Here is a 25,542-nt window from a genome sequence, read left to right as displayed (position 1 = left end):
CGGGTGCCGCCGAGAGCGGCTGTGGTGCCGGGTGGGTGCGGGGCCGGGTGCGGTCAGGCACGGGTGACTCGCGTCTCGCGTGCGAGGCGGGAGAGTTTCTCCGGGTTGCGCACCACATAGAGCGCGCTGATCAGGCCGTCGTCGACGCGGACGGTCACGACGTCGTCGACCTCGCCGTCGATCCGGACCAGCAGCGCGGGGGAGCCGTTGACCTGGAGCCATTCCAGCGTGGCCCGGCGGCCCAGCTCGGGCAGGCCCACGGACAGCGTGGCGCCGACCGCGTCCGCGCCGCTGACCGCGGCGGTCGCCGCGGTGCGCACGCCGCCGCCGTCACCGACGAGGACGACGTCGGGCGCGAGCATGCCCAGCAACTCGCGCAGGTCGCCGGTCTCCACGGCCAGCCGGAAGGCGGCGAGCGCGCGGCGGCTCTCGGCGGCGGGCACCGCGCCGCGCGCGGCCCGCGGGCGGCGGGCGGCGACGTGCGTACGGGCGCGGTGCGCGATCTGCCGCACCGCCGCCAGGGACTTGTCGACGGCCGCGGCGATCTCGGCGTAGTCGACCGCGAAGACCTCGCGCAGCACGAAGACCGCGCGTTCGGTCGGTGTGAGCGTCTCCAGCACGAGCAGCATCGCCGTCGAGACGCTGTCCGCCAGCTCGACGTCCTCGGCGACGTCCCGCGTGGTCAGCAGGGGTTCGGGGAGCCAGGGGCCGACGTAGGTCTCGCGGCGGCGGCTCAGCGTGCGCAGCCGGACGAGCGCCTGGCGGGTGGTGGCCCGCACCAGGTAGGCGCGCGGCTCGCGGACCTCGGCGAGATCGACGGCGATCCAGCGCAGCCACGTCTCCTGGAGGACGTCCTCGGCGTCGGCGGCCGAGCCGAGCAGCTCGTAGGCGACGGTGAAGAGCAGGTTGCGGTGTGCGACGAAGGCCTCGGTCGCCGCGTCCATCCCGCCCCCTTCCCGGTCGCCGGAACGGAGGCCGGAACGTACGCCGGGACCGCGGTCGCGACCGGGACCGCGACCGGGGCCGAGGTCGGGGCCGTCCGGGGTGGCGGCCGCCGCTTGGGCCGCCGCCCGGCCCGGCGCCGCCGTGCCGTCGGTGGTGTGCTCGCTCATGTCCGCTCCTGCCCTTCCCCGCCTGCCCGTTCGCGGACGGCGCCGCCCACGTGACACCGGCCGGGGCGGCGCTGTGACGTGCGCGGAGCGTGGCGCTCGTCACAGCGGCCGGGACGTCACAGGGCGCGAACGGCCGGTGTCCTGTGGGCGATCCGCGCCGCGCACCACCGCGACGGCGCCCACCGTACGGGAGGACACCCCATGGCACCCCGCTTCGACCTGCTCGCCGCCCCGACGTCCGGGAAGGTCGGCAAGCACTTCTACGCGACCTCGCTGGCGCTCCTGGAGTCGACGACGCTGCCGCGCGCGCTGCTGGAACTGGTGCAGTTGCGCGTGAGCCAGATCAACGGCTGCGGCTACTGCGCCGACGTGCACATCAAGGAGGCCACGGGCGCGGGGGAGAGCGCGCTGCGGCTCGGCCTCGTCGCGACCTGGCGGCACACCAGCGTCTTCACCGAGGCCGAACGCGCCGCGCTGGCCTTCGCCGAGGAGGGCACCCGGATCGCCGACGGCGCGCCGGGCGTCACCGACGCGACGTGGGCGGCGGTGCGCGAGCACTACGACGAGGACCAGACCGGCACGCTGATCGTCCTGGTCTCGCTCATCAACGCGGCGAACAGGATGGGCGTCATCGTCCAGAACCAGGGCGGCTCCTACAGGTCGGGGGCCTTCGCGGCGCTCGACTGAGCGGGGGCACCCGGCCGGGCGCCGCGAAGGCGGGACGGGCCCGCGGCGGAACGGGCCCGGGACGGGGGCTCCGGCGACCCGGGCGGCTCCAGGGGGAGGGCCGCCCGGCCGGTCGGCCGAGCCGGTATGCCGCTCAGGCCGCGGTGTCGGCCGTGTCGGCGGCCTCGGCGACCAGGTGGTCGCCGGGGATGCCGGCCTTGTCGGGTGCGTAGAAGTCCTTGATCCCCTCGGTCCATGTCCGTACCCCGATGCGGTCGTCAGGGGTGGGTGAGAAGGCGTCGAAGAGCGTGTCGATGTTGGCGCGGCGGAAGCCGATGGCCAGCATCAGCGCCATGAACGCGGGCCTCTCGACGAGCCCGTCGCCGTCCGGGTCGCCCAGTTCGGCGAGCGCCTCGGCGAATTCGGCGACGGTCGGCGCGAAGCGCGCCGGGGACAGGACGCACGACTGGTACTCCTCGAAGTCGATCCGCCCGTCCCGGTCGGTGTCCAGCTCCTTCAGGAGCGTCGTCCAGTAGCGCGCGAAGGCGGCGTGCATCCGCTCCTGGGCCGCTGTGCCCGCGCGGGGCGCCGCGGCGACGACGCGGTCGCTCATGAGTGAGAAGTCGTCGGCCTCCAGCACCCCGTTGCCGTTCGCGTCGAGCAGCGAAAAGACGAGCGCGACCCTCCGGGTGGCCTCTGTGCGCATGGCTCCGTTGCCTCTCTTGCCGTGATGCTGCCGTGGTGGGGATGGGGATCCCGCGGCCGGACCTGCTGTCCGGCTCGTGGGAAGAGGTGCCCGGCGCCCGGGACTCGCACACCGCAAGCGCACACGGTTACCCGCAAAGGGGGAAATCCCGGCATTACGGTGTGAGTTCGGGCGGGATCGGGTAAATGGCCAAGCGCACACCCGCCGTTCGGCCCCCGGCTCCCGGATCGTGGCCGGTCGGCGCCGGGACGGGGGCGTTGTCAGACCCTTGGTGCAGACTCTCTTCAAACGGCGGGAAGTCCGCGAACGGGACGATTGCGCGCGAAACTCCGGGAGCCGTACGGGACGGCTCCCGGAGCGCGGTTCAGCTGGATAGGGAAGAGGGCTGCGGAAGGCGCTAGTCGGCGGCGGCCATCACGTCGACGGGGCGGGGACGGAGGGCGAAGCGGCCGGGGAGGGCGGTCGCGGGGAGGGCGAGCAGGGCGGCGAGTGCCAGGACGGCCAGGTAGGGGAGAAGCGCGAGGGTCGGGGAGGAGGTGCCGGTCATGCCGGTGCTGAAGGCGGTGAGGACGGCGAGGGAGATCGCGGTGCCGAACAGCGCCGCGAGGGCGACGACGGAGCCGGCCTCGCAGGCGAGCATGCGGAGCACCTGCCGCCGGGTGGCGCCCGCGAGCAGCAGCCGGGCGAATTCCCGGACGCGCTCGGCGGTCGACATGGCGAGGGTGTTGACGGCGGCGATGGCGGTGAAGACCAGGACCAGGCCCATGGCGAGGAACTGCGCCTCGGCGTTGCCGCGCCGCGCGGTCGGGGCCAGCGCGTCGGCGGCGTGTCCGGGGGTCAGGACGCGGATACCGGGGTAGTCGCGGACGGCGGTGGTGAGCGCCGCGCGGCCGGTGCCCGGCGTGGTGCGGACGAGGACGGCCGCGGCGAGCGGGTCGTCCACGTGCCGGGCCACCAGCGTGTGGGTCATGGTGAGATCGCCGAAGCCGAGCCCGCGGGCGTAGACGGCGGCGACGGTCAGGGTGACGGGTGTGCCGTCGCCGAGGGTCACCCGCAGCGTGCTGCCGGGGTGCACGTGCCGGGTGCGGGCGGCGGTCTCGCTCACCGCGACGCTCGTGTCGCCGAAGCCCGCGAGCGAACCGTCCACGACGTCCGGGTCCAGGTCGCGGCCGAGCGATCCGGCGGTGACGCCCTGCGCGGGGAATTTGTCCAGGCCGATGCGGACGGTGGTGCGGACGACCTCCGTGACGGATGTGACGCCGGGGGCGCGGCGTACGGCGTCGGCGGCCGCGCCCGGCACGCCGAGGCCGTCGGAGGTCAGCGCCCAGGCACCGCGGGTGCCGGCCGCGGCCTGGTCGTGGGCGGCGTGCTGAAGCGTCGTCTGGGTGAAGAGGACGGTCGAGGTCATGGCCACGAGCAGGGCGAGCGGGGTGACGGCGGCGGCGTTGCGGGTGGCGTTGCCGCGCAGGTTGCGCCGGGCCAGGACACCGGGGAAGCGGGCCGCGCGCAGCGGTCCGGCCAGCAGCGCGGCACCGCCGCGCACCAGCAGCGGACCGAGGAGGGAGACGGCGATGGCGAGGACGATCACGGTCAGGAAGGTCACCGGCGTGGCGGCCGGTTCGGTGTGCAGCGAGCGCAGGACGGCGACGAGCACCGCGCCGCCGCCGAGCAGCAGCAGGCCCGCGACGGTGCGGCCGGCGGACGCGCCGCGCTCCAGCAGCGATTCGGCGAGCGCCTGCGCGGGGCTCAGCCGGGTGATGCGGCGCGCGGAGATCCGGGCGGCGGCCCACGCGCCCAGCGTGGTGGCCAGGGCGCCCGCGGCCATCGGCGCGAAGCCGATCGAGGGCCGCAGGGTGTCCGGGATCGCGCCGAAGGACACGAAGCGGCCGAGCAGCCAGTGGGCCAGGGGCAGTCCGGCGAGCGCCCCGAGTACCCCCGCGGTCGCGCCGACGACCAGCGCCTCGCGCCCGATGAGCTGCCGCAGCTGGCGGGAGGTCGCGGCGACGGCCCGCAGCAGGGCGAGTTCGCGGTGCCGCTGGCGCAGCGACAGCGCGAAGGTGCCGACGACGACGAGGATCGCGACCAGCAGCGCGGTGCCGCCGATGGCCCCGCCCATGCTGATCAGCTGGACGCGGGCGCGGGCCGCGTCGGGGAATTCGGCCGCGCCGCGTCCGTCGCCGGTGTGGACGCGGGCCTTGGTGCCGTCGAGTGCCTTCCGCAGGGCGTCCGGGTCGGGGCCGCCCCCGGCCCGCGGCAGCACGCCGAAAGCGGCGACCTGCCCCGGGTGGGCGGCCAGCCGTTCGGCCTCGGCCTGGCTGAAGAAGAGGCTGGTCTGCTCGGCGAGGTCGGCGTGCGCGCCGCCGCCCGGCGTGGTGGGGGCGGCCACCCCGCTGACGCGGTACGTGCGCGGGGCGGCCGTCGACTGGACGGTGAGCCGGTCGCCGGGGGCCAGGTGGGCCCGCCGGGCGAGGTCGCGGTCGACGACGACCTCGTCCGCGGCGGCGGGCGCGTGCCCGGTGACGAGCGCGAAGGGCGTGAGCGCCGCGGAGCTCCAGGCGTGCCCGTTCGCCCGGCCGTACGACGCGGCGCCCGAGCCGGTCGTGCCGGGGCCCGTACCGGATCCGGCGGGCGCGAAGGCCTCGGCGGGGAAGGTCAGTTCGGGGACGACCGCGCGGACGCCCGGGACGGCGGCGATGCGGGGGGCGAGGTCGGCGGGGAGCCACACGCGCTCGGCCAGCGGCTTGGCCTTGTGCTTGACCTTCGTCTTGCCCTTCTTGTGCTTGACGATCGTCTGGTGCACGTCCTGGTCGGCGGTGACCACGACCGGCGCCGCGCCGTACCGCTCGGTGGTGATGCCGCCGACGAGCCCCGTCTCCAGCAGGCCGCCGCACGCGGTGATGAGCGCCGCGGCGCAGAAGAGGGCGAGGAAGGCGCCCAGGAATCCGCTTCTGCGGGCCTTCAGGGTTCTCAGCGCGAGTCGCGTCAGCATCGTGGACCGGTCCTCGTGGCAGTGGCCTCCGGACCCGTCCCCCGGGCCCGCCGGCCGGCGTCCCCCGACCTGCCTCAACGATCCCGTCACGCCCGCCCCCGCACACTCCGGGCGCCCGGCACCTTCGTGGTGGGGACAGCCCCACCAACACCCGTGCCACGCACGGCGGTCGGGCCCGCGGGCGAGGTCGCCCCGTCGACGCATAGGCAACCATCGGTTGCGCATCGCGCGGGCGGCCGGTACCGTCATACGCAACCGAACGTTGCGGGAGGTGCCGTCGTGGAGACGGAGACGAACACGCGGACCGAGTACGGGTCCATCGAGCGGGAGATCCGGATCGAGGCGACCCCGGAGGTGGTCTTCGACGTCGTGAGCAGTCCCGAGCACCTGCGGGAGTGGTGGCCGGACGAGGTGGACCTGCCGGGGATCCCCGGGGCGGCCGGGCGCATCGGCTTCCGGAAGGCGGAGGACGGCGAGATCGACTGGATGCAGTTCACCGTGGTCGACGCGGTGCCGCCGCGGCTGTTCTCCTTCCGCTGGACGCACCCCGAGGGGGAGGCGCCCCGGCAGGGGAATTCCCATCTGGTGGTCTTCGAGCTGGAGGCCGCCGGGGACGGGGCGACGCTGCTGCGGATGACCGAGACCGGCTTCCGGGAGCGCGGCTGGAGCGAGGCGACGATCGCCGACCAGTACAGCGACCACTCCTCCGGCTGGAATTACTTCCTGCCGCGGCTGGTCGGCTACGCCGCCAGGGTCCAGGCGGGCCGGTAGCCGTGACGGCGACCGGCACCGCCGCCGCGCCCGGCGGCGGCATCGACGACGACCTCTGGTCCGCGGTCGGCGACCCGACCCGGCGCCGCATGCTCGACCTGCTGCTGAGCGAGGGCAGCGGGACGGCGACGGGCCTGAGCGAGCGGCTGCCCGTCACCCGGCAGGCGGTCGCCAAACACCTCGCCGTCCTGGACCGGGTGGGCCTGGTGCACGGCACCCCCGCGGGCCGCGAGAAGCACTACCGCGTCGACGAGGCCCAGCTCGCCCGCGCGGTCGCCCAGCTCACCGGCGTCGGCGCCGCCTGGGACAACCGGCTGCGCCGCATCAAGCGCATCGCCGAGACCGTCCAGCGCCGCAAGGACGCCCAGGAGCAGGCCCCACCCGACCCGACCGACCCGACCGGCCCCACCGGCCCCACCGGCACAGCCCGTCCGCGCGACGCGGCCGACGACACCGACCAGCCCTGACCGACGAAAGGCACGGCCATGCCCGACATCCTGCACCGCATCGGCGTCCAGGACGCCACCCCCGACCAGGTCTACGCGGCCCTCACCACGCTGGAGGGCCTGTCCGGCTGGTGGGCGGAGAAGACGACCGGCTCCACCGACGTCGGCGGCGTCATCGCCTTCCGCTTCAGCGCCGGCGGCTTCGACATGAAGGTCACCGAGGCCGTCCCGGGCCGCCGGGTGGCCTGGGAGGTGGTGGACGGCCCCGAGGAGTGGATCGGCACCACCGTCACCTGGGAGCTGCGCCGCGAGGCCGGGGACGGCGGCTTCACGATCGTGCTCTTCAGCCACGAGGGCTGGCGCGAGCCGGTGGAGTTCATGGCGCACTGCAGCACCAAGTGGGCGACGTTCCTGATGAGCCTCAAGCAGTTCGTGGAGACCGGCGAGGGCGCTCCCGACCCCCGCGACGTGCGCATCAGCGACTGGCACTGACCCCTGTCGTGGCCTGCGCCGCGCACGACGGGCACAGCCCCCGGTAGGTGACCTCCACCGTCTCGACGGTGAAGCCGAACCGTTCCGCCGGGGGCAGGTCCGCCAGCGGGCTGCCCGCCGGGTGGACGTCGCGGATGGTGCCGCAGCGCGAGCAGACCAGGTGCTGGTGCGGGTGGTGGGCGTTCGGGTCGTACCGCTTGGCACGGCCGTCCGTGGCGACCTCGATCACCTCGCCGAGCGAGACCAGCTCGCCCAGCGTGTTGTAGACGGTCGCCCGGGAGATCTCCGGCAGCAGTTGCGCGGCCCGCGCGTGCACCTCGTCGGCGGTGAGGTGGACGTGGTCGCCGTCGAGGACCTGCGCGACCACACGCCGCTGCGAGGTCATCCGCCAGCCACGGCCGCGCAGCCGCTCCAGCAGGTCGCTCATGTGGGTCCACCAATCAGGGTCAGGCTCCCGGTAGCCAAGAGTTTACCAAGTGCGTCGGAAAATCGATGGTGTGTACGACTGGGAGGTGTGTACGACTAGGTGATTTCTTGACTTGGACTGAGTCCATCGTAGGATCGGTTCCGGTGACAGGCCAAGTCTCAGGTCGGGAAGGACCCTCACAATGACTGAGAAGCACGACGCACTCGAGGCGGCCCCGGTGGCCGCGGGCGGCGGCTGCCCCGTCGCGCACGGGCGCGCACCGCACCCCACGCAGGGCGGCGGCAACCGCGGCTGGTGGCCGGAGCGGCTCAACCTCAAGATCCTCGCGACGAACCCCGCGGTCGCCAACCCGCTGGGCGAGGAGTTCGACTACCGCGAGGCCTTCCTCTCCCTCGACCTGGCGGCGGTCAAGCAGGACATCGCCGAGGTGCTCACGACCTCGCAGGACTGGTGGCCGGCCGACTTCGGCAACTACGGCCCGCTCATGATCCGGATGGCCTGGCACAGCGCGGGCACGTACCGCATCAGCGACGGCCGCGGCGGTGCTGGCGCCGGGCAGCAGCGCTTCGCCCCGCTCAACAGCTGGCCGGACAACGGCAACCTGGACAAGGCCCGCCGCCTGCTGTGGCCGGTCAAGAAGAAGTACGGCCAGAACATCTCCTGGGCCGACCTGATGATCCTCACCGGCAATGTCGCCCTGGAGCAGATGGGCTTCGAGACCTTCGGCTTCGCCGGCGGCCGCCCCGACGTGTGGGAGGCCGACGAGGACGTCTACTGGGGCCCGGAGACCACCTGGCTCGGTGACGAGCGCTACACCGGCGACCGCGAGCTGGAGGAGCCGCTCGGCGCCGTCCAGATGGGCCTGATCTACGTCAACCCCGAGGGCCCCAACGGCAACCCGGACCCGGTCGCCGCCGCCCGCGACATCCGCGAGACCTTCCGCCGGATGGCGATGAACGACGAGGAGACCGTCGCCCTCATCGCCGGCGGCCACACCTTCGGCAAGACCCACGGCGCCGGCCCGGCCGACAACGTCGGCCCCGCCCCCGAGGGCGCCCCGATCGAGGCCATGGGCCTGGGCTGGGCGAACACGCACGGCACCGGCAAGGGCGCCGACGCGATCACCAGCGGTCTTGAGGGCATCTGGACGGACACCCCCACCACCTGGGACAACAGCTTCTTCGAGATCCTCTTCGGCTACGAGTGGGAGCTGTTCCAGAGCCCCGCGGGCGCCAACCAGTGGCGGCCGAAGGACGGCGCGGGCGCGGACACCGTGCCGGACGCGTTCGACCCGGCCAAGCGCGTCGCCCCGACGATGCTCACCACCGACCTCTCGCTGCGCTTCGACCCGGCCTACGAGCAGATCTCGCGCCGCTTCAAGGACAACCCGGCGGAGTTCGCCGACGCGTTCGCCCGCGCCTGGTACAAGCTCACCCACCGCGACATGGGCCCGATCGTGCGCTACCTCGGTGCCGAGGTGCCGTCCGAGACGCTGATCTGGCAGGACCCGCTGCCGGCCGCCGAGGGCGAGCAGATCGACGCCGCCGACGCCGCCGCGCTCAAGGAGCAGGTGCTCGCCTCCGGCCTGACCGTCGCGCAGCTGGTGTCCACCGCGTGGGCCTCGGCCTCCTCCTTCCGCGGCAGCGACAAGCGCGGCGGCGCCAACGGCGCCCGCATCCGCCTGGAGCCGCAGCGCGGCTGGGAGGTCAACCAGCCCGACGAGCTGGCGCTCGTGCTGCGCACCCTCGAAGGCGTCCAGGAGGCTTTCAACTCCGCGCAGACCGGCGGCAAGCGTGTCTCGCTCGCCGACCTGATCGTGCTGGCCGGCGCCGCGGGCGTCGAGAAGGCCGCCGCGGACGCCGGGGTGAGCGTCGAGGTGCCGTTCACGGCGGGCCGCGTGGACACCACGCAGGAGCTGACCGACGTCGAGTCCTTCGCCGCGCTGGAGCCGCTCTCCGACGGCTTCCGCAACTACGTGGGCAAGGGCCAGCGGCTGCCGGCCGAGTACCTGCTGGTCGACCGCGCCAACCTGCTGACGCTGAGCGCGCCCGAGATGACCGTCCTGGTCGGTGGCCTGCGCGTGCTGGGCGCCAACCACGCCGGCACGAAGCACGGTGTGTTCACCGACCGGCCCGGCACGCTGACGAACGACTTCTTCGTCAACCTGCTGGACCTGGACACCACGTGGCACGCCACCTCCGCGGACGCCACCACCTTCGAGGGCCGCGACGCCGCCGGCGCCGTCAAGTGGACGGGCAGCCGCGCCGACCTGGTCTTCGGCTCGAACTCCGAGCTGCGCGCGCTCGCCGAGGTCTACGCGAGCGACGACGCGAAGACGAAGTTCGTCACGGACTTCGTCCAGGCGTGGGCCAAGGTCATGGACCTGGACCGCTTCGACCTGGTCTGACGCCCGGAGCGCCCGCCGGGGCGCGACCGCCGTGCGGGGCCCCGCGGTTCAGCCGAACCGCGGGGCCCCGCCGCGTTCCCGCCGCCGCGCCGCTACCGGCCCATGACGCTCAGGTCGTTGATCACGGTGCTGATGAGGCCCGTTCCCTCCCACGCGACGGTCACGACACCGCTCGTCGCCTGCTGCGGGGCCAGTTCGGAGTCCGATCCGACCTGGTTCCAGGAGGAGTCCGGCGTCGGCGGCGGCACCGGGGTGCTGCTCAACTGCCGCCCGGTGGTGGCGTCGAGGACGACGAGCCGGGCGTCGTACCGGTCGAACCGCGGCTTCAGGTCGTCGTCCAGCTCGACCCGGGTCGGCTGCTGCACGACGTAGACGCGGTCGCCGACGAGCAGCGGGCGGCCGTACCTCAGGCCCTTGGCGGCCTGGGCCGTCCACCGCTGCCGGTGGTCGGTGAGGCCGAACGCCGCGAGCGCGCCCTCGCGTTGGCGGTTCTGCGGGCTGTTGTCCGAACACAGCAGGACGCCGCCACCGGCGGCGACCGCGGGGAAGTCGGGCCCTGCGGAGAAGGTGGTGACGGCGGGCTTCGCGCCGGAGACGTCCACCGTCGCGCCGGTGTCCTCGTCCGTCCACATGCTGCTGACCAGGGTGTGGTCGTCGGCCGGACGCAGCGACCTGAACCTGTCCGCGAGCTTCCAGCGCAGCGCGCCGCTCTGCTCGTCGAAGCCGAAGAGCTGGTTCTTCTGGGGCTTGCCGCACATGCCCTCGGCCACCACGGTCTTCGCCATGAGCCGCACCATGCCGTACGTCTGCCCGCAGCCCCCGGGCAGTTCGGCCGTCCACTTCTTCCTGCCGCTCGCCGCGTCGTAGGCCGTGAGGTCGGCGCGGCGCTGGGCGAGCACCAGGCCGCCGCTCATGCGCAGGTCGGCGATGCCGCCGCTGTCGCCGGGGAGGTCGCCGTAGGTGAGCTTCTGCCGCCAACGGGGTGTGCCGGTGCGGACGTCGAGGCCGGTGATCAGGCCGTCCTCCCACCACACGGCCACCGTGTCGCCGGTCCCGGAGAGCGCGACGCGGTCCAGGTCGGTGCCGGTGCGGGTGTAGCGCCAGTAGGACCTGCCGGTGCGCAGGTCGTGGGCCTCGACGCCGTCGTGGTGCAGATCCCGGTCGGCGATCTCGTCGACCGACAGCGCGCCCGTCACACCGTAGGAGTCGGCCGTGCGGCGTATCGCCCTGCCCGGTGCGTCGGGCGGCGCGCTGCCGAAGGCGGCGGGGTAGGCCCCCGCCGCCGTGGTGACGCTCTCGTGGTGGTCCTCGCCCTGCCGCATCCACAGCCACCCGCCCGCCGCGACCGCGATCGCGACGACTCCGGCAACCGCCGTACGCCGCCTGGTCCTTGCCGGTGCCATGTCCGTCCCCCACCCGTGTCGGCCCTCGCTGAGGGCCCAGGTTACGACGGGCCGGTCACTACGGGTTGGTCACTACCGGCCGCTCACCGCCCGGTCAGTAGCCGCCGCCGCTGGAGGAGCCGGACTTGGTGATCTGGTTGCCGTCGGTGCCCACGACGTACCACTTGGCGCCGAAGTTGTTGAGGCCCTGGCCGCGGGTGTTGCCGGAGCCGGTGTCGGCGGCGAAGAGGTAGAGGGGGTGGCCGTTGTAGGTCACCTGCGTGCCGCCGTCCGAGCGCTTCGTGGTGCCGAGCTTCTTGGAGTCCGCGCCGCCGGAGGCCGTCGGCTTGCCGTTGACCAGCAGCGGCGGCCACACCTTCGCGCACGCCCCGGTGCACGTCGACTGGTTCTTCTTGTCGGCGAGGAAGAGGTAGAGCGTGCGGTTCTTGGCGCCGCCGACCAGGACCTTGCCGAAGGGCGAGATGTCCTTGGTGGTCACCGTCGCGGGGTCGGACTGCGCCGCCTGCCCCGCGGGGCTCGCGGTCACGGTGGCGGCGGTTCCGGTGTCGTGGCTGCCGCTCGTGCTGCTGCTGCCGCTGCCGGAGCAGGCGGTCGCGGTGGCGGCGAGCAGGGCGGCGGCGACGGCGGTCGTGGCGGTGGCGTGGAGCCTCACGGCGTTTCCTCCGGGCGGTCGTGACGGTGTGGGGGTGTGCCGTACGGCGGTACGGCGGGCCGCGCGCGAGGGCTTGCGGGCACGCGCGGGGTGCGGCGGCGCGGCCGCGGGGGCCGCACAGAGCCCACTACACGCCAGCCCCGCGCACCCGGCCACGCGGGAGCGCCGTCCGGAGTACCCGCCGGGGCGCCCGGCGCGGCCCGCCCGTCGCGCGGGAATGTCGCGGCCGTGTCGCGGCTGCGTCCCGGCACCGGTACGGCGGGTTCCGGCACCGGTACGGCGGCGGTACGGCAGTGGCGCACGCCGGGCGGACAGTGCCACAGTGTCCACTCCGGGGGCGCGCCGGACGGCGTCCGGCAGGCGCACCGGCAGTCGCAGGACCCAGGCGTGCGGGGCGCGGTACGAGCGCCGGCCGCGGGCGCCATGAACCACTACGGGGGCAACACAATGGAACCGCTCAAGGCCGGCGACCCGGCCCAGGTCGGGACGTATCAGCTGGTGGGCAGGCTCGGCACGAGCGGGCTCGGGCAGGTCTTCGCCGGGCGCGGCCCGGACGGGCGGCTGACCACCGTGACCGTGCTGCACGCCCGGCTGGCGGGCGACCCGGACTACCGCGAGCAGTTCCGCCGCGACGTGGAGAGCGCCCGCCGCATCACCGGGCCCTCGCTCGCGCCCGTCGCCGCCGACACCGAGAGCGACGTCCCGTGGGTCGCGACCGGCAGCGCCGACGCCCCGACCCTCGCCTCCGCCGCCCTGAGCGGCCCGCTGCCGCCCGCCGCCGTACGGGACATCGGCCTCGCGCTCGCGCACGCGCTGCGCGCGGTGCAGGCCGCGGGCGCCAAGCTCACCGGGATCGAGCCCTCGCAGGTGCTGCTGACGCCCGAGGGACCGCGGCTGACGCACTTCGGGATCACCCAGCCCATGGTCGGCCCCGGCAGCACGATCGCCGCGGTGCCCTCCGACGCCGAGGCGGTGCGGGCCCTCGGCCGGGTGCTGCACTTCGCGGCGACCGGGCGGCCGGCTCCCGCGGGCGGCGGCTGGCAGCAGCCCGCCCCGCAGATCGCCGACCCCGCCCTGGCCTCGATCGTCGCCGACTGCCTGGCCGCGCAGCCCGCCGGGCCCGGCCTCGACACGGTCGCCGAGCGGCTGAACAGCGCCGCGCCGCCCGCCATGGCGCCGCCGCCGCCCGGCTTCGGCCCGGCCGCGGGCCCGGGGATGCCGCCGGGACCGCCGGGCGCACCGGCCGGGTTCGCCGCGGGCGGCTTCCCGCCGCCGCCCGGCGGGGGCATACCGCCCGCGCCCGCGCGTCAGCCGTGGTGGCGTACGACGAACGGCCAACTGGTGGCGATCGTCGCGGTCGTGGCCGTCGTCGTCGCCATCGGCGTGGCGACCAGCGGGACGAAGGACTCCTCGTCCTCCGCCGCCAAGCCCGCGGTGACCGCGTCCGGACTGCCGTCGATGCCCTCCCTGCCCGGCGACACCAGCAGCGACGAGGACAGCGGCAGCTCCGACGGCGGCGACTACAGCAGCGACGAGCCCAGCGACCCGCCCTCCGCCGATCCCGTCGCGGACGCGGTGACGGGCGACTGCTTCGACAACTCCGGCACGGCCTCCAGCCCCGAACTGACCTCCGCCCTGTGCGAGTCGGGCACCTTCAAGACCGTCGAGGTGCTGCACGGCACGAGCGACACGCACGGCTGCGACAAGCTCCCCGGCGACGACTGGAACGTCGGCTACCCCGGCCGCGACCTGGTGCTGTGCCTGAGCTACCAGTACGAGCACGGCACCGCCTACCACGCCACGTCCGGCGACTGCGTCTACGGCCAGAGCGCCACCACCGACTGGGACGAGATCGACTGCCAGACCGGGGCCTTCACCGTCCTCGCGCGCTACACCGGCACCACCAGCTCCGCCAAGTGCAAGGGCCTGCGCGACTACGACTGGTCCGAGCACTTCGGCGTCACCGGCCGCTCCGACCTCGACGTCACCTTGTGCCTGTCGATGGTCTACCCGGACGACGCCGGGCACGCGGTGCTCAACGAGTGCCTGAAGTTCACCGGCACCTATTCGCAGCCGCACATGAAGTCCGTGTCGTGCTCGGCCGCGAACGTCATCGTCACCGGCCGCACCGCCAAGTACAGCGCCAAGTCCTTCTGCGGCAACGACCCGTGGACGACCTGGAAGCCCAATGACTACCCGTCGCTCGCCTACACGATGTGCTACCGCAAACGCTGACGGTACGTCATTTGCTGTCCGGCGGTGTCTGATTGGGGCGGGCGCGGACGTGCATGCGCTCGCCCTGGCGGCCGAAGAGGCTCAGCACCTCCACCGGACGCCCGTCCGCCCCGCTGAACCAGTGCGGCACGCGGGTGTCGAACTCCGCGACCTCGCCCGGCCCGAGGACCAGGTCGTGGTCGGCCAGCACCAGCCGCAGCCGCCCGTGCAGCACGTACAGCCACTCGTAGCCCTCGTGCGTGCGCAGGTCCGGCTCGCCGGGGCGGGCCGGGACGAGCATCTTGTACGCCTGGAGCGGTCCCGGCGTGCTCGACAGCGGGACGACCGTGCCACCGCCCGGCAGCGACCGCGGGGTCAGCCGCACCCGCGGATCGCCCACCTCCGGGGCGCCCACCAGGTCGTCGAGCGGTACGCGGTAGGCCGCGGCCAGCGGCAGCAGCAGCTCCAGGCTCGGGCGGCGCAGACCGGACTCCAGCCGGGACAGGGTGCTCTTGGAGATGCCGGTCGTCTCCGACAGCGCGGCCAGCGTGAGACCGCGCCGGGCCCGCAGCCGCTTCAGCCGCGGGCCGACCTCGTCGAGCACGGCACGGTGGGAGGGCGGCTCTCCGGGTGCGTGGTCGTGCGCGGGCTCAAGTGCGGGATCGGGCTCGGGCTCGGGTATCGGCATACGGGCATTCCACCGCGCCGTCCCGGAAACGGCAACATTAATTGCCGTCCGGCACGCCGTGGGTGCACGCTGCCCCGCATGAGCCCTCACACCGACACCGCCCCCGGCCACGGCGCCGGTCACCCCCACGGCAGCCACGGCCACGGCCATGGACACGGACACGACACCGAGATCGACTGGGAGGCGATGTCCGACCACCTGGTCGCCGCGGGCGAGCTCCAGCTCCCCGCCCTGCGCGACGTCGCCGCCCGCCTGCACGCCCTGATCGACGGCACCGGCGAGGCGGACGGCGACGGCACCGGCACCGGGCACGCGGTGCGCCGGGTGCTCGATGTCGGGAGCGGCCCCGGCGTCATGGCCTGCGTCTTCGCGGAGGAGTTCGCGGACGCGGAGGCCGTCGCCGTCGACGGTTCGCAGCCGCTGCTCGACCGCGCCCTCACCCGCGCCGCCGGTCTCGGCCTGGAGGGGCGGATCGGCGTGCGCGCCGCCGAGCTGAACGGCGGCCTGCCCGCCGACCTCGGCCCCGCCGACCTGGTGTGGAGCAGCAAGGCCGTGCACCACCTCGGCGACCAGCAGGGCGCCCTCGACGCGCTCGCGGCCGTGCTGCGCCCCGGCGGGGTGCTCGCCGTCGCGGAGGGCGGCCTGCCGCTGCGGTTCCTGCCGCGCGACATCGGCCGCGGCACCCCGGGCCTCACCGCGCGGCTGGACGCCGTGCAGGAGGAGTGGTTCGACGTGATGCGCGCCGAGCTGCCCGGCAGCAAGCCCGTCGTCGAGGACTGGCCCGGCATGCTGCGGACGGCCGGGCTCACCGACGTCACGAGCTTCACGTGCCTGCTGGACCTGCCCGCGCCGCTCACCCCCGCCGGGCGTGACTACCTGCTCGAACACCTCACCCGTATCCGGGACAAGGTCGGCGGCGAGCTGCTGCCGGAGTCCGACCGCGAGACCCTCGCCGTCCTGACCGACCCCGACTCCCCGGAGAGCATCCTGCACCGCCCGGACGCGTACCTGCTCATGGGCGTCACCGTCCACGCGGGCCGCCGCCCGAGCTGACCCGGGGCCGCGCGGTACGGGGGCCGGCGCCGCCCGGCACCGGCCCCCGTACGTCATACGTCAGTGCACGTCGGCGCCCTGCCGGGGGAGCAGCGGGACGGTCGCCGCGCAGGCCGCGGCGACCGCGAGGCTCAGCCCCAGGCAGGGCAGCACCCCGCCCGAGCCGCCCGCGCGGGTGGCGAGGTAGAGCGTCGAGACCCCGGCGGAGCCGCCCGCGGTGACGAGCTGCTGCACCGCGTTCAGCACGCCGCTGGCGCTGCCCGCCTCACGTGGCTCCACGTCGCCGAGGGCCACCGCGAAGACCGCGCCGAAGCAGCAGCCCATGCCGAGCCCGGCCACCAGCAGCGGTCCGCCGAGCCATCCCGCGGGCAGCGGGTCCGGTCCGGCGGCGACGAGTACGCCCATCGCGGCGACCCCGGCGGCGAAGAGCGCGACGCCCGCCGTGACGACCGCCCGCCCCTGCGTCGCGATCCGCCCGCGGACGGTGAAGGAGGCCGCGATGATGCCCACCGACATCGGCGCCGTGACCAGCGCGGCCCGCAACGGGCCCAGGCCGAGCTGCTGTTGCAGATACAGCGCGACGACGTAGGCGGTGCCGGCGACGGTCGCGAAGAACAACGCCCCGAAGGTCAGGCCCGCGACGAAGCCGCGGTTGGTGAACAGGCCGCGCTCCAGCAGCGGTCGGTCCGTCCGCGACTGCTGCCGCACGAGCAGGGCGAGCACCGCCGTTCCCGCCCCGGCCGCCGACAGCGCGCGCGGCCCCCAGCCGCCCGCACCCCCGTCCACCAGCCCGGCGAGCAGCAGCCCGAGCCCCGCCATGAGCGCGGCGGCCGCCCCGGCCCGGATGCGTACGGCCGGGTCGCCCGCGATCCGCGGCAGGCACGCGGCGCTCGCGGCCAGCAGCAGTACACCGAGCACGACGTTGACGAGGAAGACTGAGCGCCAGCCGAGCCCGTACGGGTCGGCGCCGATGAGCAGGCCCGCGATCACCGGCCCGCTGATCGAGGACGCGGCCAGCAGCGGCCCGAACAGCCCGAAGACGACCCGCATCGACTCCCGCGGCACCACCCGCATCAGCAGCGTGAAGCCCTGCGGGAGGAGCAGGCCGCCGCACGCGCCCTGTGCGGCCCGTGCGGCGACCAGGGCGAACGGGCTGCCGGCGAGCGCGGCACCGAGCGAGCCCAGCGTGAAGCCCGCGAGTCCGACGAGGAAGACCCGGCGGCAGCCGAAGCGGTCGCCGAGCCGCGCGCCGACGATCATCACCGAGCCGAGGACGAGGGTGTAGCCCGCCCCCAGCCACGGCGCGAGCGACGCCGACGCGCCGAGGTCGTGGACGATCGCGGGGGCGGCGAGGTTGGTGACGGTGGTACTGAGGAGGTCGAGCACATCGGCTGCGACGACGAGCAGGAAGACGGTCCAGGCGCGGGCGCCGAGGCGCCGGCTCTCCCGGGATTTTTGTGGCACGGCGAAGCACGCTCTCTGCTGAGAGTCGAGACGGACCGTGTTTTCCCTGGTCCGCCGTGCCGGCCGGAAGTCCCGGCACGCCCGCCGAGCGGGCGCCGCACCTTACCCGCCCGACGCTAGCACGCGCCCGTGACGGCCCGCCGCCGCTTTTCCCGGGCGGCCGCGCACCGCCGCCGTACGGCAGCCGCGGGGCGGCGGTGCGTCAGCCGCGGGGCGCCATGTACGAGGTCACGCGGTCGGCGAGGACCGCGTACTCGCCCTTCGTCAGGCCGGTGCGGGCCTGCCGCAGGACGGCCTCGACCAGGTTCCAGCGCTCGTCCACCCGGCTGGGACCGGTGTCCCCGAGAGCCTCCGCCGCGGCCAGCTCGGCCGCGGCCTCCGCCGCCTCCTCCTGCTCGACCTCGCGCAGCGCCCGCGCCGCGTCGTCCCGTCCGGCGCCGGAGAGCTGTTCGGCGGTGACCCCGACCGCCCGCGCCATGCGCGCCAGCGTCTTGTCGGGACTGCGCACGGCGACATGCGTGCGCTGCACCAACTGGTAACCGGACACGAGCTGGCGCCAGCGCGCCTCGCTCATCCGGGCCCGGCGTGCGGCCTCCCGCTGCGAGATCTTCATCTCCAACTGGGCCTGCTTGATCAGCAGACCCTCGGGCGGCGCGGCCAATGGCTCAGTCATGGGCCGAGCTTCGCACCACTACGCACACCCCGTCCACCGGATCGCCCGAAAGAGTGGCCCCCTCGCCGGGCGGCTGTGATGGCCGGAAACGGAGGGGGCCGCGGGGCGGATGGGAGGGATTTCGTTTTGTGGTGAACAAACCCGCCGTCCGGCCCGTATGTCGAGCTGCCGGGGCGGCGCCCAGCGCCGTACCGGCACCGCTTGCTCCCCCCACACCTAAGGAGCACACCTTGGATCTCGACAAGCGGATCGACACCGCACGCCCCTACGTCTTATCCCTCTACCGCATCGTCGTCGGGCTGCTCTTCGCCTGCCACGGCGCGTCCACCGTGCTCGGCATGTTCGGCGGCCCGGAGGGCGGGCAGCCGAACGCGGGCGCCTGGCCGTCCTGGTGGGCCGGCCTCATCCAGCTGGTCACCGGCATCCTCGTCTGCGCGGGTTCCGGTGACCGGACGACCCGCGCCGCGGCCGTCCTCGGCTCCGGCGCGATGGCCTACGCGTACTTCACCGTGCACCAGAAGCGCGCCCTGTGGCCGATCGAGAACGGCGGCGAGGCGGCCGCGATGTTCTGCTGGAGCCTGCTGCTCATCGCGGTGGCGGGCCCCGGCGCCTGGCAACTCGCCCGTGCCCGCCTCCCCCACCGCTCCCCCGCCCCCGACCCCGACCGAGCCCCGGAGGCCGCCTGACCCGAAACGGAACCGCCCCCGCAGCAAGGCGCTGCGGGGGCGGTTCCATGGCTGAGGTCAGTGGACGACCATCGGGAGCTGGTCGGCCTTCGCGCTGTCGTCGGACGGGGTGTCCGCGCTGGAGGCGATGCGGACGGCGGACGGGCGGGGGGCGCGGACCACGGTCAGGGCGATCAGGGCCGCGGTGGCCTCGATCGCGAAGGCCCACCAGATGGCGTGGGTGTAGCCGTGGACCAGGGCGTGGGACTGCGTGAGCTTCGCGGCCGCCGGGGTCGCCGCGTGGTGGGCGGCGAGGTAGGTGGTGGTCGCGGAGGCGGCGATCGTGTTCAGCAGCGCGGTGCCGATCGCGCCGCCGACCTGCTGCGAGGTGTTGACCATCGCCGACGCCACACCCGCGTCACGCGGCTCGACGCCCGAGGTGGCCAGCGACATCGCCGGCATGAAGGCCGTACCCATGCCCAGGCCGAGCAGCACCAGGCCCGGCAGGATCACGCCCGGGTAGGAGGAGCCGACGCCGAGCCGGGTCAGGAACAGCATCGCGACCGCGGCGGTGGCGAAACCGGGGGCCATCAGGGCGCGGGCGGGGAGCCGGTTGACGAGCCGGGCGCCGATCTGGGTGGAGCCGATCACGAAGGCGGTGACCATCGGCAGGAAGGCGAAGCCGGTACGGACGGCCGAGTAGCCCTGGACGACCTGGAGGTAGTAGGTGAGGAAGAGGAAGACGCCGAACATCCCGATGATGGCCAGTGCGAGCGAGGCGTAGACGCCGCCGCGGTTGCGGTTGCCGACGACGCGCAGCGGCAGCAGCGGGAAGCGCACCCGGGACTCGACGGCGACGAAGGACCCGAGCAGCACCACCGCGCCGACCAGCAGCGCGATCGTGGAGGCCGCCGCCCAGCCCGCGCTCTCCGCGCGGGTGAAGCCGTAGACCAGGGAGACCAGGCCGAGGGTGGACAGCAGCACGCCGGGCAGGTCGAGCGGCGAGCGGTTGCGGCCGCCGGCCGGCTCACGGATCACGAAGTAGGCGCCGAGCGCGGCGATCACCGCGAAGGGGACGTTGACGAAGAAGGTCCAGCGCCAGTCGAGGTATTCGGTCAGCACACCGCCGAGCAGCAGGCCGACAGCGCCGCCGCCGCCCGCGATGGCGCCGAAGATGCCGAAGGCCTTGGCGCGCTCCTTGGCGTCGGTGAAGGTCGTCGCGAGCAGCGACAGCGCGGCGGGCGCGAGCAGTGCGCCGAAGACGCCCTGCGCGGCGCGCGAGGTGAGCAGCATCGCCTCGTTGGTCGCGGCGCCGCCGATCGCGGAGGCCAGCGCGAAGCCGGTCAGGCCGGTGACGAAGGCGCGCTTGCGTCCCCACAGGTCGGCGATGCGGCCGCCGAAGAGCAGCAGCCCGCCGAATGCGAGCGCGTACGCGGTGATGACCCACTGCTTGTTCGCGTCGGATATGCCGAGGTCGTGCTGGGCGCTCGGCAGGGCGATGTTCACGATGGTCGAGTCGAGCACGACCATCAGCTGGGCGAGGGAGATGAAGACGAGCGCTTTCCAGCGCCGCGGATCGGCCTGGACGGCTGTTTCGGGCATGAGGGTATCCACTTCGGTACGCGTGCGGTGTGTGCCCGCGGTGTCCGCGCCGCTCGTGCGGTGGGCCGCGGGTGAAAAAGGCAAGGAAGGGCTGGGCGCTCGGCGTCGGGCTTCGCGTCAGGGGGTCGGCCGGTGGCCGGGCGCTCCGTCGCGCCCGCTGGGGGTGGTGCGGGTCACTGCTGGTTCGTGAGGCCGTCCAGGAAGAGCTGGAGGTGGCGGTGGACGTCGTCGCCCGGACAGTCGATTCCGGGCAGGGGGCGGGTGAGGCGGGACAGGACGACCATCAGGTCGGTACGGGTGACGTCCGCGCGCAGCGCGCCGCCGCTCCTGGCCCGCGCCATGAGTTCGTCGAGGGCCGACTCCAACCGCGCCTTCTGGGCGGTCAGTTCGGGGGAGGGGGCGTCGGCGCGGCCGACCAGCAGCCCGCACAGCGCGCCGACGTTCTCGTCGACGGCGGCGTGCGCGAAGCGGCCGAGGGCCGCGTACGCGTCCTCGCCGCCGGCCGCGGACGCCGTCTCCGCCGCCGCGCTGTCCGCGGTGCGGGTCACGACGCTCAGCAGCACGGCGTGCGCGAGCGCGTGGCGGTCGGCGAAGTGCCGGTAGAGGGTCGCGTTGCCGATTCCCGCGCGCCGGGCGATCTCGTCGAGCGGCGCCTCGGGCCCGTACTCGACGAACGCGTCCCGCGCGGCGGCGACGATCCGCTCCCGGTTGCGTACCGCGTCGGCCCGCGGCCGGTGCGGCTTGCTCCCCCCGGCGGCCTCCTCGGTGCGGGCGGGACGACCCGCGGTGGCCTCGTTCGGTTCTGCCACGGTGGTCACGCCGGTCACCTCCTTCCACGTCCGTCTCGGCGAACCGGGGAAGTGCTCCCCGGATTTTCATTCACGTGCATGTAACGGGGAGGCAGTCCCCGGATATTTCCCGCCGTGAAAGTGACCTGCGTCACGCCACCGTGTCGCGGCCTGCGTGCGTGCCTGCCTCTCTGCCTGCCCGCCTGCCTCAGCGGACGTGCAGGGACTCCGCCCCGACCGGGTGGAAGCCCGCGGCGCGGAAGCTGCGGACGGCGCGGGCGTTGCCGGGCGCCTGCTGGGCCCACACGGGGGCGGGGGCCAGATGGCGGGCGGCGGTCGCGAGGGCGGCGCCCAGCCCGCGCCCGCGCGCGTCCGGGTCCACCTCGACCGCGGCCTCCCAGCGCCCGGCGACCCCGCGGCCGAGGACGAGCACGCCGCCGTCCGCCGCCCAGACGCGTACGCCGTCGCGGTGCTCCAGCGCGCGGGCCACCCGCGGGTGCGCCGGGTCGTCGATCTCGGTGAGCCGGACCAGCGGCGGGCCGGGCAGCGGGGACGCGACGGTGAGCAGGTCGATCGTGTCGGTACGGCGGCCGGTGCGGTCGAGCAGCGCGGTCAGGAAGCGCGGGTGCAGCGCGGCGGCCAGCGGGTCGCACGCGGTGGCGGCGAGCCGCGCCCGTACCCACGCGGGGTCCTCGTCGGTGAAGACGACCGCGTGCGCGGTGAAGGCGATGACCCCGGCGTCGCGCTCGGCGTGCTGCGGCACGACCGTCGTCCCGCCGTCGGCCGCCGGGAACGTCCCGCGGGCCGCGTCGTCCAGGATGTCGCGCAGCGTCCGTCCCATGGGGGAGGAGCGTAACGAACCGGGGGAGGCGGGTGCGGGGTGTGTGCCGCGGGCCGGGCCGCCCCCTCCTGACCGGTCCGGCCCACGGCTGCTCACCCCCCCCGCTCCGGGGCCGGGCCTACTCCAGGCCCAGTTCCTCCTCGCTGCGGAAGCGGCGCGGCAGCGCGGGGATCGCCGCGGCCGCGAGGACGAGGACGGCGAGGGCGGCCGCGGCCGCCCAGGTGAAGGCGGGGACGTAGCCGTGGGCGGCCGCGCGGTGCAGGAAGACGGAGCCGACCGAGACGACGCCGAGCACACCGCCCAGCTGCTCGACGGACTCCAGCACCCCCGACGCCGAGCCCGCCTGCGCGGGGGCGACGTGCTGGAGGGTGATGGCGAAGAGCGGGCCCATGATCGTGCCGAGGCCCACGCCCGTGGCCAGCAGCGGCGGTGCGAGCTGCCAGGCGTGCGTGCCCCCGGCGTAGTGGTGCAGCACCCACGCCAGCCCGGCCGTCCCGGCGGCGAGCGGCACGCAGCCCGCCGTCACGACGTGCCGGCCGAGGCGCGGGACGAGCGGCTCGGCCAGCGCCGCGACGCCCACCACCATGCCCGCGACCAGCGGCAGCGTGGTGAGGGCGGCTTCGAGGGGGCGCAGGCGGAGGCCGTCCTGGAGGGTGAGCGTCACGCACATCATCAGCCCGCCCATCACGGCCTCCATGAGCAGGCTCAGCAGCAGCCCGGAGCGGAAGGAGCGGTGCCGGAAGAGCGCGGGGTCCACGAGCGTCGTGCCGGGTGCGCGCCGCCCGCGCCCGCGCTGGTCGGCGACGAGCAGCGCCAGGACGGGCACGGAGGCGGCGAGCGACAGCCGGCACCACAGCGGCCAGCCCAGCTCCGGTCCCTGGACCAGGGGCAGGACGAGCAGCCCGGTCCCGGTGACGGCGAGCGCGGTGCCGCGCACGTCGTGCCGTACGGGGGCCGGGGCGCCGCCGCGCGGGAGCAGGGCGGCGCCCGCGGCGAGGGCGGCGAGCGAGACGGGGACGTTGAGCAGGAAGACGGGCCGCCAGTCCGCGCCGGGCAGGTCGAGCCGCAGCAGCGCGCCGCCGACGAGCGGGCCGAACGCGGCCGCGAGACCGGCGAGCGCCCCGAACAGGCCCATCACACGGGCCCGTTCACCGGGTGCGTACAGGAGCTGGAGCAGCGAGGTGGCCTGCGGCACCATCAGCGCCGCGGCCGCGCCCTGGGCCGTCCGGGCGCCGATGAGCACCCCGGCGCCGGGGGCGAACGCGCAGGCCAGCGAGGCGGCGAGGAAGAGGGCGGTGCCGGCGAGGAAGGCCCGCCGGTAGCCCAGGAGGTCGCCGAGCCGTCCGCCCGCGACGAGCAGCACGGCGAGCGGCAGCGTGTAGCCGGTGACGACCCACTGCACCCCGGCGCTGCCGAGCCCGAAGCCGGACTGGAGCGAGGGCAGCGCGACGTTCACGGCGGAGGTGTCCACCAGGTCCATGGCGACGGCGAGCATGACGACGGCGACGGCGGCGGTCCGCCCGCGCCGGGCCGTGACCTGCGGGGATCCCCGTCCGCCGGGCGGATCGGACGCGGACGCGGACGCGGGTACGGCTTCGGAGCCGGATACGGCCTCGGCCCCGGACCCGGATGCGGCTTGACGTGGCAAAGGAACCCCCTCCTCCTGGACGCGCACGGGACCGGGTCGACGAGACTGAACGGTCTCGTCTCGGCGCGGCGCTCCGTCAAACTAGACGGAACAGTTCCGTCTCGCAAGGGGGGTACGATACGGACCATGCCCGCACCCGCGTCCGAAGCGTCCGCACCCGAACCCGCCCCCCCGGCTCCCGGCGGCGCGCGGCCGCGGCGCCGCAGCGAGGCGAAGCGCGCGGCGATCCTGCGGGCCGCGCTCACCGTCTTCCTGCGCGAGGGCTACGCCGGGGCGAGTGTGGACGTGATCGCGGCGACCGCGGGGGTCGGCAAGCAGACCGTCTACGGGCACTTCGGCGACAAGGAGGCGCTCTTCCTCGCCGCGGCCGAGGCGGCGGGCGGCCTGCTCGGCGACACCCCGGACGCCTGGCGCAGCCCGCTGCCCGCGACGGGCGACCCGCACGCGGACCTCACGGCGGCGGGCGTGCGCGTCCTGCGGGCGGTGCTCGCGCCCGAGGCGGCGGCCCTGCACCGTATGACGATCGCCGAACTCGCCCGGCATCCGCGGCTCCAGGAGCTGTGGCGGGCCAACGCCCCCCGCCGCACGGTCGACGACCTCACCGCGTACCTCGCCGACCGGGACCGCGACGGCGATCTCGACGTGCCCGAACCGGCCGTCACCGCGCAGCAGTTCGTGCTGCTGCTGGCCACCGAGGGCCGGGTCGCCACGCTGCACGGCACCCTGCCGCTGCCGGAGGAGGAGTACGGGCGCATCGCCGCGCGGACCGCGGATCTCGTCGTGCGCGCCCACCGCCGCGGCTGAGGCGCGCCGCACGGAAGACGCGAAAAGAGGGGAGAACGCACGGTGCCGCCGGGTCCCATGCACCCGGCGGCACCGTGCGTCATGCAGGCTGGACGGTCAGGCGTTCCAGACCTGCAGCTCGGACAGCTGGGCCGCGGGCCAGCCGTCGTTGGCGGTGACCGTGACCCGCACGTAGCGCGCGGTCGCGGCCGGGAAGGTGATCGTGACGGTGTTGTTCGCGCCCGGGGTGAACGCGTAGGACGCGGACGCCTTGAGCGTGCTGAAGCTGGAACCGTCGGTGCTGCCGGTCACCGACAGCGTCTCGTTGCGCGCGCCCCACCCGGCGGGCAGTTGGAGCACGACCTTGCTGACGCTCGCCGCCGAGCCGAGGTCGACCTGCGCCCACTGCGGGAAGGCGTTGTTGGCGCTCTCCCAGTAGCTGGCCTGGTTGCCGTCGGTCAGGTTGGACGACGGGTAGACGTCGGTGTGGCTGGACTCGCTGGTGGGTCGGCCGATCGCCAGGTTGGTGTTGGCCGAGCCCGTACCGGTGCCGGAAAGGGCCACGGTGGTGGGGCTGTTGGTCGCGCTGCTGGTGACGGTGAGGGTGCCGGAGCGGGCGCCGGACGCGGTCGGGGCGAACTTCACCGCGACCGTGCAGCTGGCGTTCGCCGCGAGCGACGAGCCGCAGGTGTTGGTCTGCGAGAAGTCGCCGGAGACCGCGACCGAGGAGATGGCGGCCGCCGCGGAGCCGGTGTTGGTCAGCGTCACGTTCTGCGCGGCACTGGTGGTGCCGGGAGCTTGCGTGGCGAAGGTGAGCGAGGACGGGTTGGCCGCGAGCGACGCCGACGTCGGGCTGGTGCCGCCGCCGCTCGGGAAGACCTGGAGCGCCGACAACTGGGCTGCGTTCCAGCCGGAGTTGGCCGTGACGTTGATCCGGACGTAGCGCGCGGTGGCCGCGGGGAAGGTGATGTCCACCGTGTTGTTGTTCGCGCTCGGGTCGAACGTGCGCGCCGCGGAGGCCGACAGCGTGCTGAAGCTCGAACCGTCGGTGG

At 74.6% G+C, this 25,542-nt stretch carries 22 protein-coding genes and 1 pseudogene; 9 read left to right on the top strand and 14 right to left on the bottom strand.

Translation table 11 applies throughout. The features are described from left to right. Window positions 1–53 precede the first annotated feature (53 nt). Window positions 54–944 carry an RNA polymerase sigma-70 factor gene (locus ACWERV_RS33335; protein ID WP_452940300.1) on the bottom strand — a complete coding sequence of 297 codons (891 nt, stop codon included), beginning with the start codon at window positions 942–944 and terminating at the stop codon, window positions 54–56. A 369-nt stretch (window positions 945–1,313) separates the two neighbouring features. Here ACWERV_RS33335 and ACWERV_RS33330 point away from each other — a divergent pair, with 369 nt between their 5' ends. Next, a complete protein-coding gene (locus ACWERV_RS33330; protein WP_398175606.1) occupies window positions 1,314–1,799 on the top strand; it encodes a carboxymuconolactone decarboxylase family protein in 486 nt (161 codons plus the stop codon). A gap of 133 nt (window positions 1,800–1,932) precedes the next feature. Here the strand turns inward: ACWERV_RS33330 and ACWERV_RS33325 are convergent, their stop codons facing one another. Continuing rightward, window positions 1,933–2,484: an EF-hand domain-containing protein gene (locus ACWERV_RS33325; RefSeq protein WP_398175608.1), complete on the bottom strand. Its 552-nt coding sequence runs from the start codon at window positions 2,482–2,484 to the stop codon at window positions 1,933–1,935. A gap of 397 nt (window positions 2,485–2,881) precedes the next feature. Further along, window positions 2,882–5,473, bottom strand: a complete 2,592-nt coding sequence (locus tag ACWERV_RS33320; RefSeq protein WP_452940286.1) for an FtsX-like permease family protein — start codon at window positions 5,471–5,473, stop codon at window positions 2,882–2,884. A 279-nt stretch (window positions 5,474–5,752) separates the two neighbouring features. On the opposite strand from ACWERV_RS33320, the gene ACWERV_RS33315 reads away from it, so the two are divergent. The 3 genes and pseudogenes from ACWERV_RS33315 (at window position 5,753) to ACWERV_RS33305 (ending at window position 7,182) form a co-directional block, all read left to right on the top strand. After that, a complete protein-coding gene (locus ACWERV_RS33315; protein WP_452940284.1) occupies window positions 5,753–6,244 on the top strand; it encodes an SRPBCC domain-containing protein in 492 nt (163 codons plus the stop codon). Window positions 6,245–6,285: 41 nt separating this feature from the next. Next, window positions 6,286–6,606 (top strand): annotated as a pseudogene (locus ACWERV_RS33310) (ArsR/SmtB family transcription factor); the annotation flags it as partial. A 123-nt stretch (window positions 6,607–6,729) separates the two neighbouring features. Next, window positions 6,730–7,182, top strand: a complete 453-nt coding sequence (locus ACWERV_RS33305; RefSeq protein ID WP_452940282.1) for an SRPBCC family protein — start codon at window positions 6,730–6,732, stop codon at window positions 7,180–7,182. On the opposite strand, the gene ACWERV_RS33300 is transcribed toward ACWERV_RS33305, so the two are convergent. Then, on the bottom strand, window positions 7,166–7,609 hold the full coding sequence (locus tag ACWERV_RS33300; protein WP_452940281.1) for a Fur family transcriptional regulator: 444 nt from the start codon (window positions 7,607–7,609) through the stop codon (window positions 7,166–7,168). The two genes, ACWERV_RS33305 and ACWERV_RS33300, sit on opposite strands and share 17 nt — an antisense overlap. Window positions 7,610–7,790: 181 nt before the next feature. Between ACWERV_RS33300 and katG the strand changes: the two genes are divergently transcribed. After that, window positions 7,791–10,016 carry a catalase/peroxidase HPI gene (gene katG, locus ACWERV_RS33295; RefSeq protein ID WP_452940280.1) on the top strand — a complete coding sequence of 742 codons (2,226 nt, stop codon included), beginning with the start codon at window positions 7,791–7,793 and terminating at the stop codon, window positions 10,014–10,016. A 92-nt stretch (window positions 10,017–10,108) separates the two neighbouring features. On the opposite strand, the gene ACWERV_RS33290 is transcribed toward katG, so the two are convergent. Beyond that, window positions 10,109–11,419: an outer membrane protein assembly factor BamB family protein gene (locus tag ACWERV_RS33290; RefSeq protein ID WP_452940279.1), complete on the bottom strand. Its 1,311-nt coding sequence runs from the start codon at window positions 11,417–11,419 to the stop codon at window positions 10,109–10,111. A 94-nt stretch (window positions 11,420–11,513) separates the two neighbouring features. Further along, window positions 11,514–12,071 (bottom strand): COG4315 family predicted lipoprotein, encoded by a 558-nt coding sequence (locus ACWERV_RS33285; RefSeq protein ID WP_452940277.1) that lies wholly within the window; start codon window positions 12,069–12,071, stop codon window positions 11,514–11,516. Window positions 12,072–12,299: 228 nt separating this feature from the next. Here ACWERV_RS33285 and ACWERV_RS33280 point away from each other — a divergent pair, with 228 nt between their 5' ends. Next, a complete protein-coding gene (locus ACWERV_RS33280; RefSeq protein ID WP_452940276.1) occupies window positions 12,300–14,306 on the top strand; it encodes an LppU/SCO3897 family protein in 2,007 nt (668 codons plus the stop codon). Between the two features lie 7 nt (window positions 14,307–14,313). Here the strand turns inward: ACWERV_RS33280 and ACWERV_RS33275 are convergent, their stop codons facing one another. Next, window positions 14,314–14,973 carry a helix-turn-helix domain-containing protein gene (locus ACWERV_RS33275; RefSeq protein ID WP_452940274.1) on the bottom strand — a complete coding sequence of 220 codons (660 nt, stop codon included), beginning with the start codon at window positions 14,971–14,973 and terminating at the stop codon, window positions 14,314–14,316. Window positions 14,974–15,051: 78 nt separating this feature from the next. Between ACWERV_RS33275 and ACWERV_RS33270 the strand changes: the two genes are divergently transcribed. After that, window positions 15,052–16,026 (top strand): class I SAM-dependent methyltransferase, encoded by a 975-nt coding sequence (locus tag ACWERV_RS33270; RefSeq protein ID WP_452940273.1) that lies wholly within the window; start codon window positions 15,052–15,054, stop codon window positions 16,024–16,026. Window positions 16,027–16,086: 60 nt separating this feature from the next. Here ACWERV_RS33270 and ACWERV_RS33265 read toward each other — a convergent pair whose 3' ends face one another. Together ACWERV_RS33265 and ACWERV_RS33260 are read right to left on the bottom strand one after the other, a co-directional pair. Continuing rightward, complete coding sequence (locus ACWERV_RS33265; RefSeq protein ID WP_452940271.1) at window positions 16,087–17,490, bottom strand: MFS transporter; 1,404 nt, start codon at window positions 17,488–17,490, stop codon at window positions 16,087–16,089. A gap of 202 nt (window positions 17,491–17,692) precedes the next feature. Then, a complete protein-coding gene (locus tag ACWERV_RS33260; protein ID WP_398175632.1) occupies window positions 17,693–18,163 on the bottom strand; it encodes a helix-turn-helix domain-containing protein in 471 nt (156 codons plus the stop codon). 230 nt (window positions 18,164–18,393) lie between these two features. On the opposite strand from ACWERV_RS33260, the gene ACWERV_RS33255 reads away from it, so the two are divergent. Then, on the top strand, window positions 18,394–18,849 hold the full coding sequence (locus ACWERV_RS33255; protein ID WP_398175634.1) for a DoxX family protein: 456 nt from the start codon (window positions 18,394–18,396) through the stop codon (window positions 18,847–18,849). 57 nt (window positions 18,850–18,906) lie between these two features. On the opposite strand, the gene ACWERV_RS33250 is transcribed toward ACWERV_RS33255, so the two are convergent. From ACWERV_RS33250 to ACWERV_RS33235, 4 genes are all read right to left on the bottom strand, one after another. Further along, window positions 18,907–20,430, bottom strand: a complete 1,524-nt coding sequence (locus ACWERV_RS33250) for an MFS transporter (protein ID WP_452940269.1) — start codon at window positions 20,428–20,430, stop codon at window positions 18,907–18,909. 173 nt (window positions 20,431–20,603) lie between these two features. Continuing rightward, window positions 20,604–21,248, bottom strand: coding sequence for a TetR/AcrR family transcriptional regulator (locus tag ACWERV_RS33245; RefSeq protein ID WP_452940267.1), 645 nt, complete (start codon window positions 21,246–21,248; stop codon window positions 20,604–20,606). A 178-nt stretch (window positions 21,249–21,426) separates the two neighbouring features. Then, the gene (locus ACWERV_RS33240) at window positions 21,427–22,059 is read right to left on the bottom strand and encodes a GNAT family N-acetyltransferase (RefSeq protein ID WP_452940265.1); all 633 of its coding nucleotides are present in this window, start codon (window positions 22,057–22,059) and stop codon (window positions 21,427–21,429) included. A gap of 118 nt (window positions 22,060–22,177) precedes the next feature. Beyond that, window positions 22,178–23,707: an MFS transporter gene (locus ACWERV_RS33235; protein WP_452940263.1), complete on the bottom strand. Its 1,530-nt coding sequence runs from the start codon at window positions 23,705–23,707 to the stop codon at window positions 22,178–22,180. Between the two features lie 126 nt (window positions 23,708–23,833). Here ACWERV_RS33235 and ACWERV_RS33230 point away from each other — a divergent pair, with 126 nt between their 5' ends. Further along, on the top strand, window positions 23,834–24,511 hold the full coding sequence (locus ACWERV_RS33230; RefSeq protein WP_452940261.1) for a TetR/AcrR family transcriptional regulator: 678 nt from the start codon (window positions 23,834–23,836) through the stop codon (window positions 24,509–24,511). A 96-nt stretch (window positions 24,512–24,607) separates the two neighbouring features. Here ACWERV_RS33230 and ACWERV_RS33225 read toward each other — a convergent pair. Further along, on the bottom strand, window positions 24,608–25,542 hold a 935-nt coding region (locus tag ACWERV_RS33225), incomplete at its 5' end, for a discoidin domain-containing protein (RefSeq protein ID WP_452940259.1).

It is taken from the genome of Streptomyces sp. NPDC004031 (assembly GCF_053604375.1).
Note: the sequence above shows the minus strand (reverse complement) of the source record. Positions and strands in the feature narration are given on the sequence as shown.

Excerpts from the sequence above, each read along its gene's own strand:
- ACWERV_RS33325 (WP_398175608.1), bottom strand. The coding sequence starts at position 2,484 with ATGCGCACAGAGGCCACCCGGAGGGTCGCGCTCGTCTTTTCGCTGCTC.
- ACWERV_RS33230 (WP_452940261.1), top strand. The coding sequence starts at position 23,834 with ATGCCCGCACCCGCGTCCGAAGCGTCCGCACCCGAACCCGCCCCCCCG.
- ACWERV_RS33270 (WP_452940273.1), top strand. The coding sequence starts at position 15,052 with ATGAGCCCTCACACCGACACCGCCCCCGGCCACGGCGCCGGTCACCCC.
- ACWERV_RS33240 (WP_452940265.1), bottom strand. The coding sequence starts at position 22,059 with ATGGGACGGACGCTGCGCGACATCCTGGACGACGCGGCCCGCGGGACG.
- ACWERV_RS33260 (WP_398175632.1), bottom strand. The coding sequence starts at position 18,163 with ATGACTGAGCCATTGGCCGCGCCGCCCGAGGGTCTGCTGATCAAGCAG.
- ACWERV_RS33290 (WP_452940279.1), bottom strand. The coding sequence starts at position 11,419 with ATGGCACCGGCAAGGACCAGGCGGCGTACGGCGGTTGCCGGAGTCGTC.
- ACWERV_RS33275 (WP_452940274.1), bottom strand. The coding sequence starts at position 14,973 with ATGCCGATACCCGAGCCCGAGCCCGATCCCGCACTTGAGCCCGCGCAC.
- ACWERV_RS33320 (WP_452940286.1), bottom strand. The coding sequence starts at position 5,473 with ATGCTGACGCGACTCGCGCTGAGAACCCTGAAGGCCCGCAGAAGCGGA.
- ACWERV_RS33335 (WP_452940300.1), bottom strand. The coding sequence starts at position 944 with ATGGACGCGGCGACCGAGGCCTTCGTCGCACACCGCAACCTGCTCTTC.
- katG (WP_452940280.1), top strand. The coding sequence starts at position 7,791 with ATGACTGAGAAGCACGACGCACTCGAGGCGGCCCCGGTGGCCGCGGGC.
- ACWERV_RS33330 (WP_398175606.1), top strand. The coding sequence starts at position 1,314 with ATGGCACCCCGCTTCGACCTGCTCGCCGCCCCGACGTCCGGGAAGGTC.
- ACWERV_RS33250 (WP_452940269.1), bottom strand. The coding sequence starts at position 20,430 with ATGCCCGAAACAGCCGTCCAGGCCGATCCGCGGCGCTGGAAAGCGCTC.
- ACWERV_RS33305 (WP_452940282.1), top strand. The coding sequence starts at position 6,730 with ATGCCCGACATCCTGCACCGCATCGGCGTCCAGGACGCCACCCCCGAC.
- ACWERV_RS33300 (WP_452940281.1), bottom strand. The coding sequence starts at position 7,609 with ATGAGCGACCTGCTGGAGCGGCTGCGCGGCCGTGGCTGGCGGATGACC.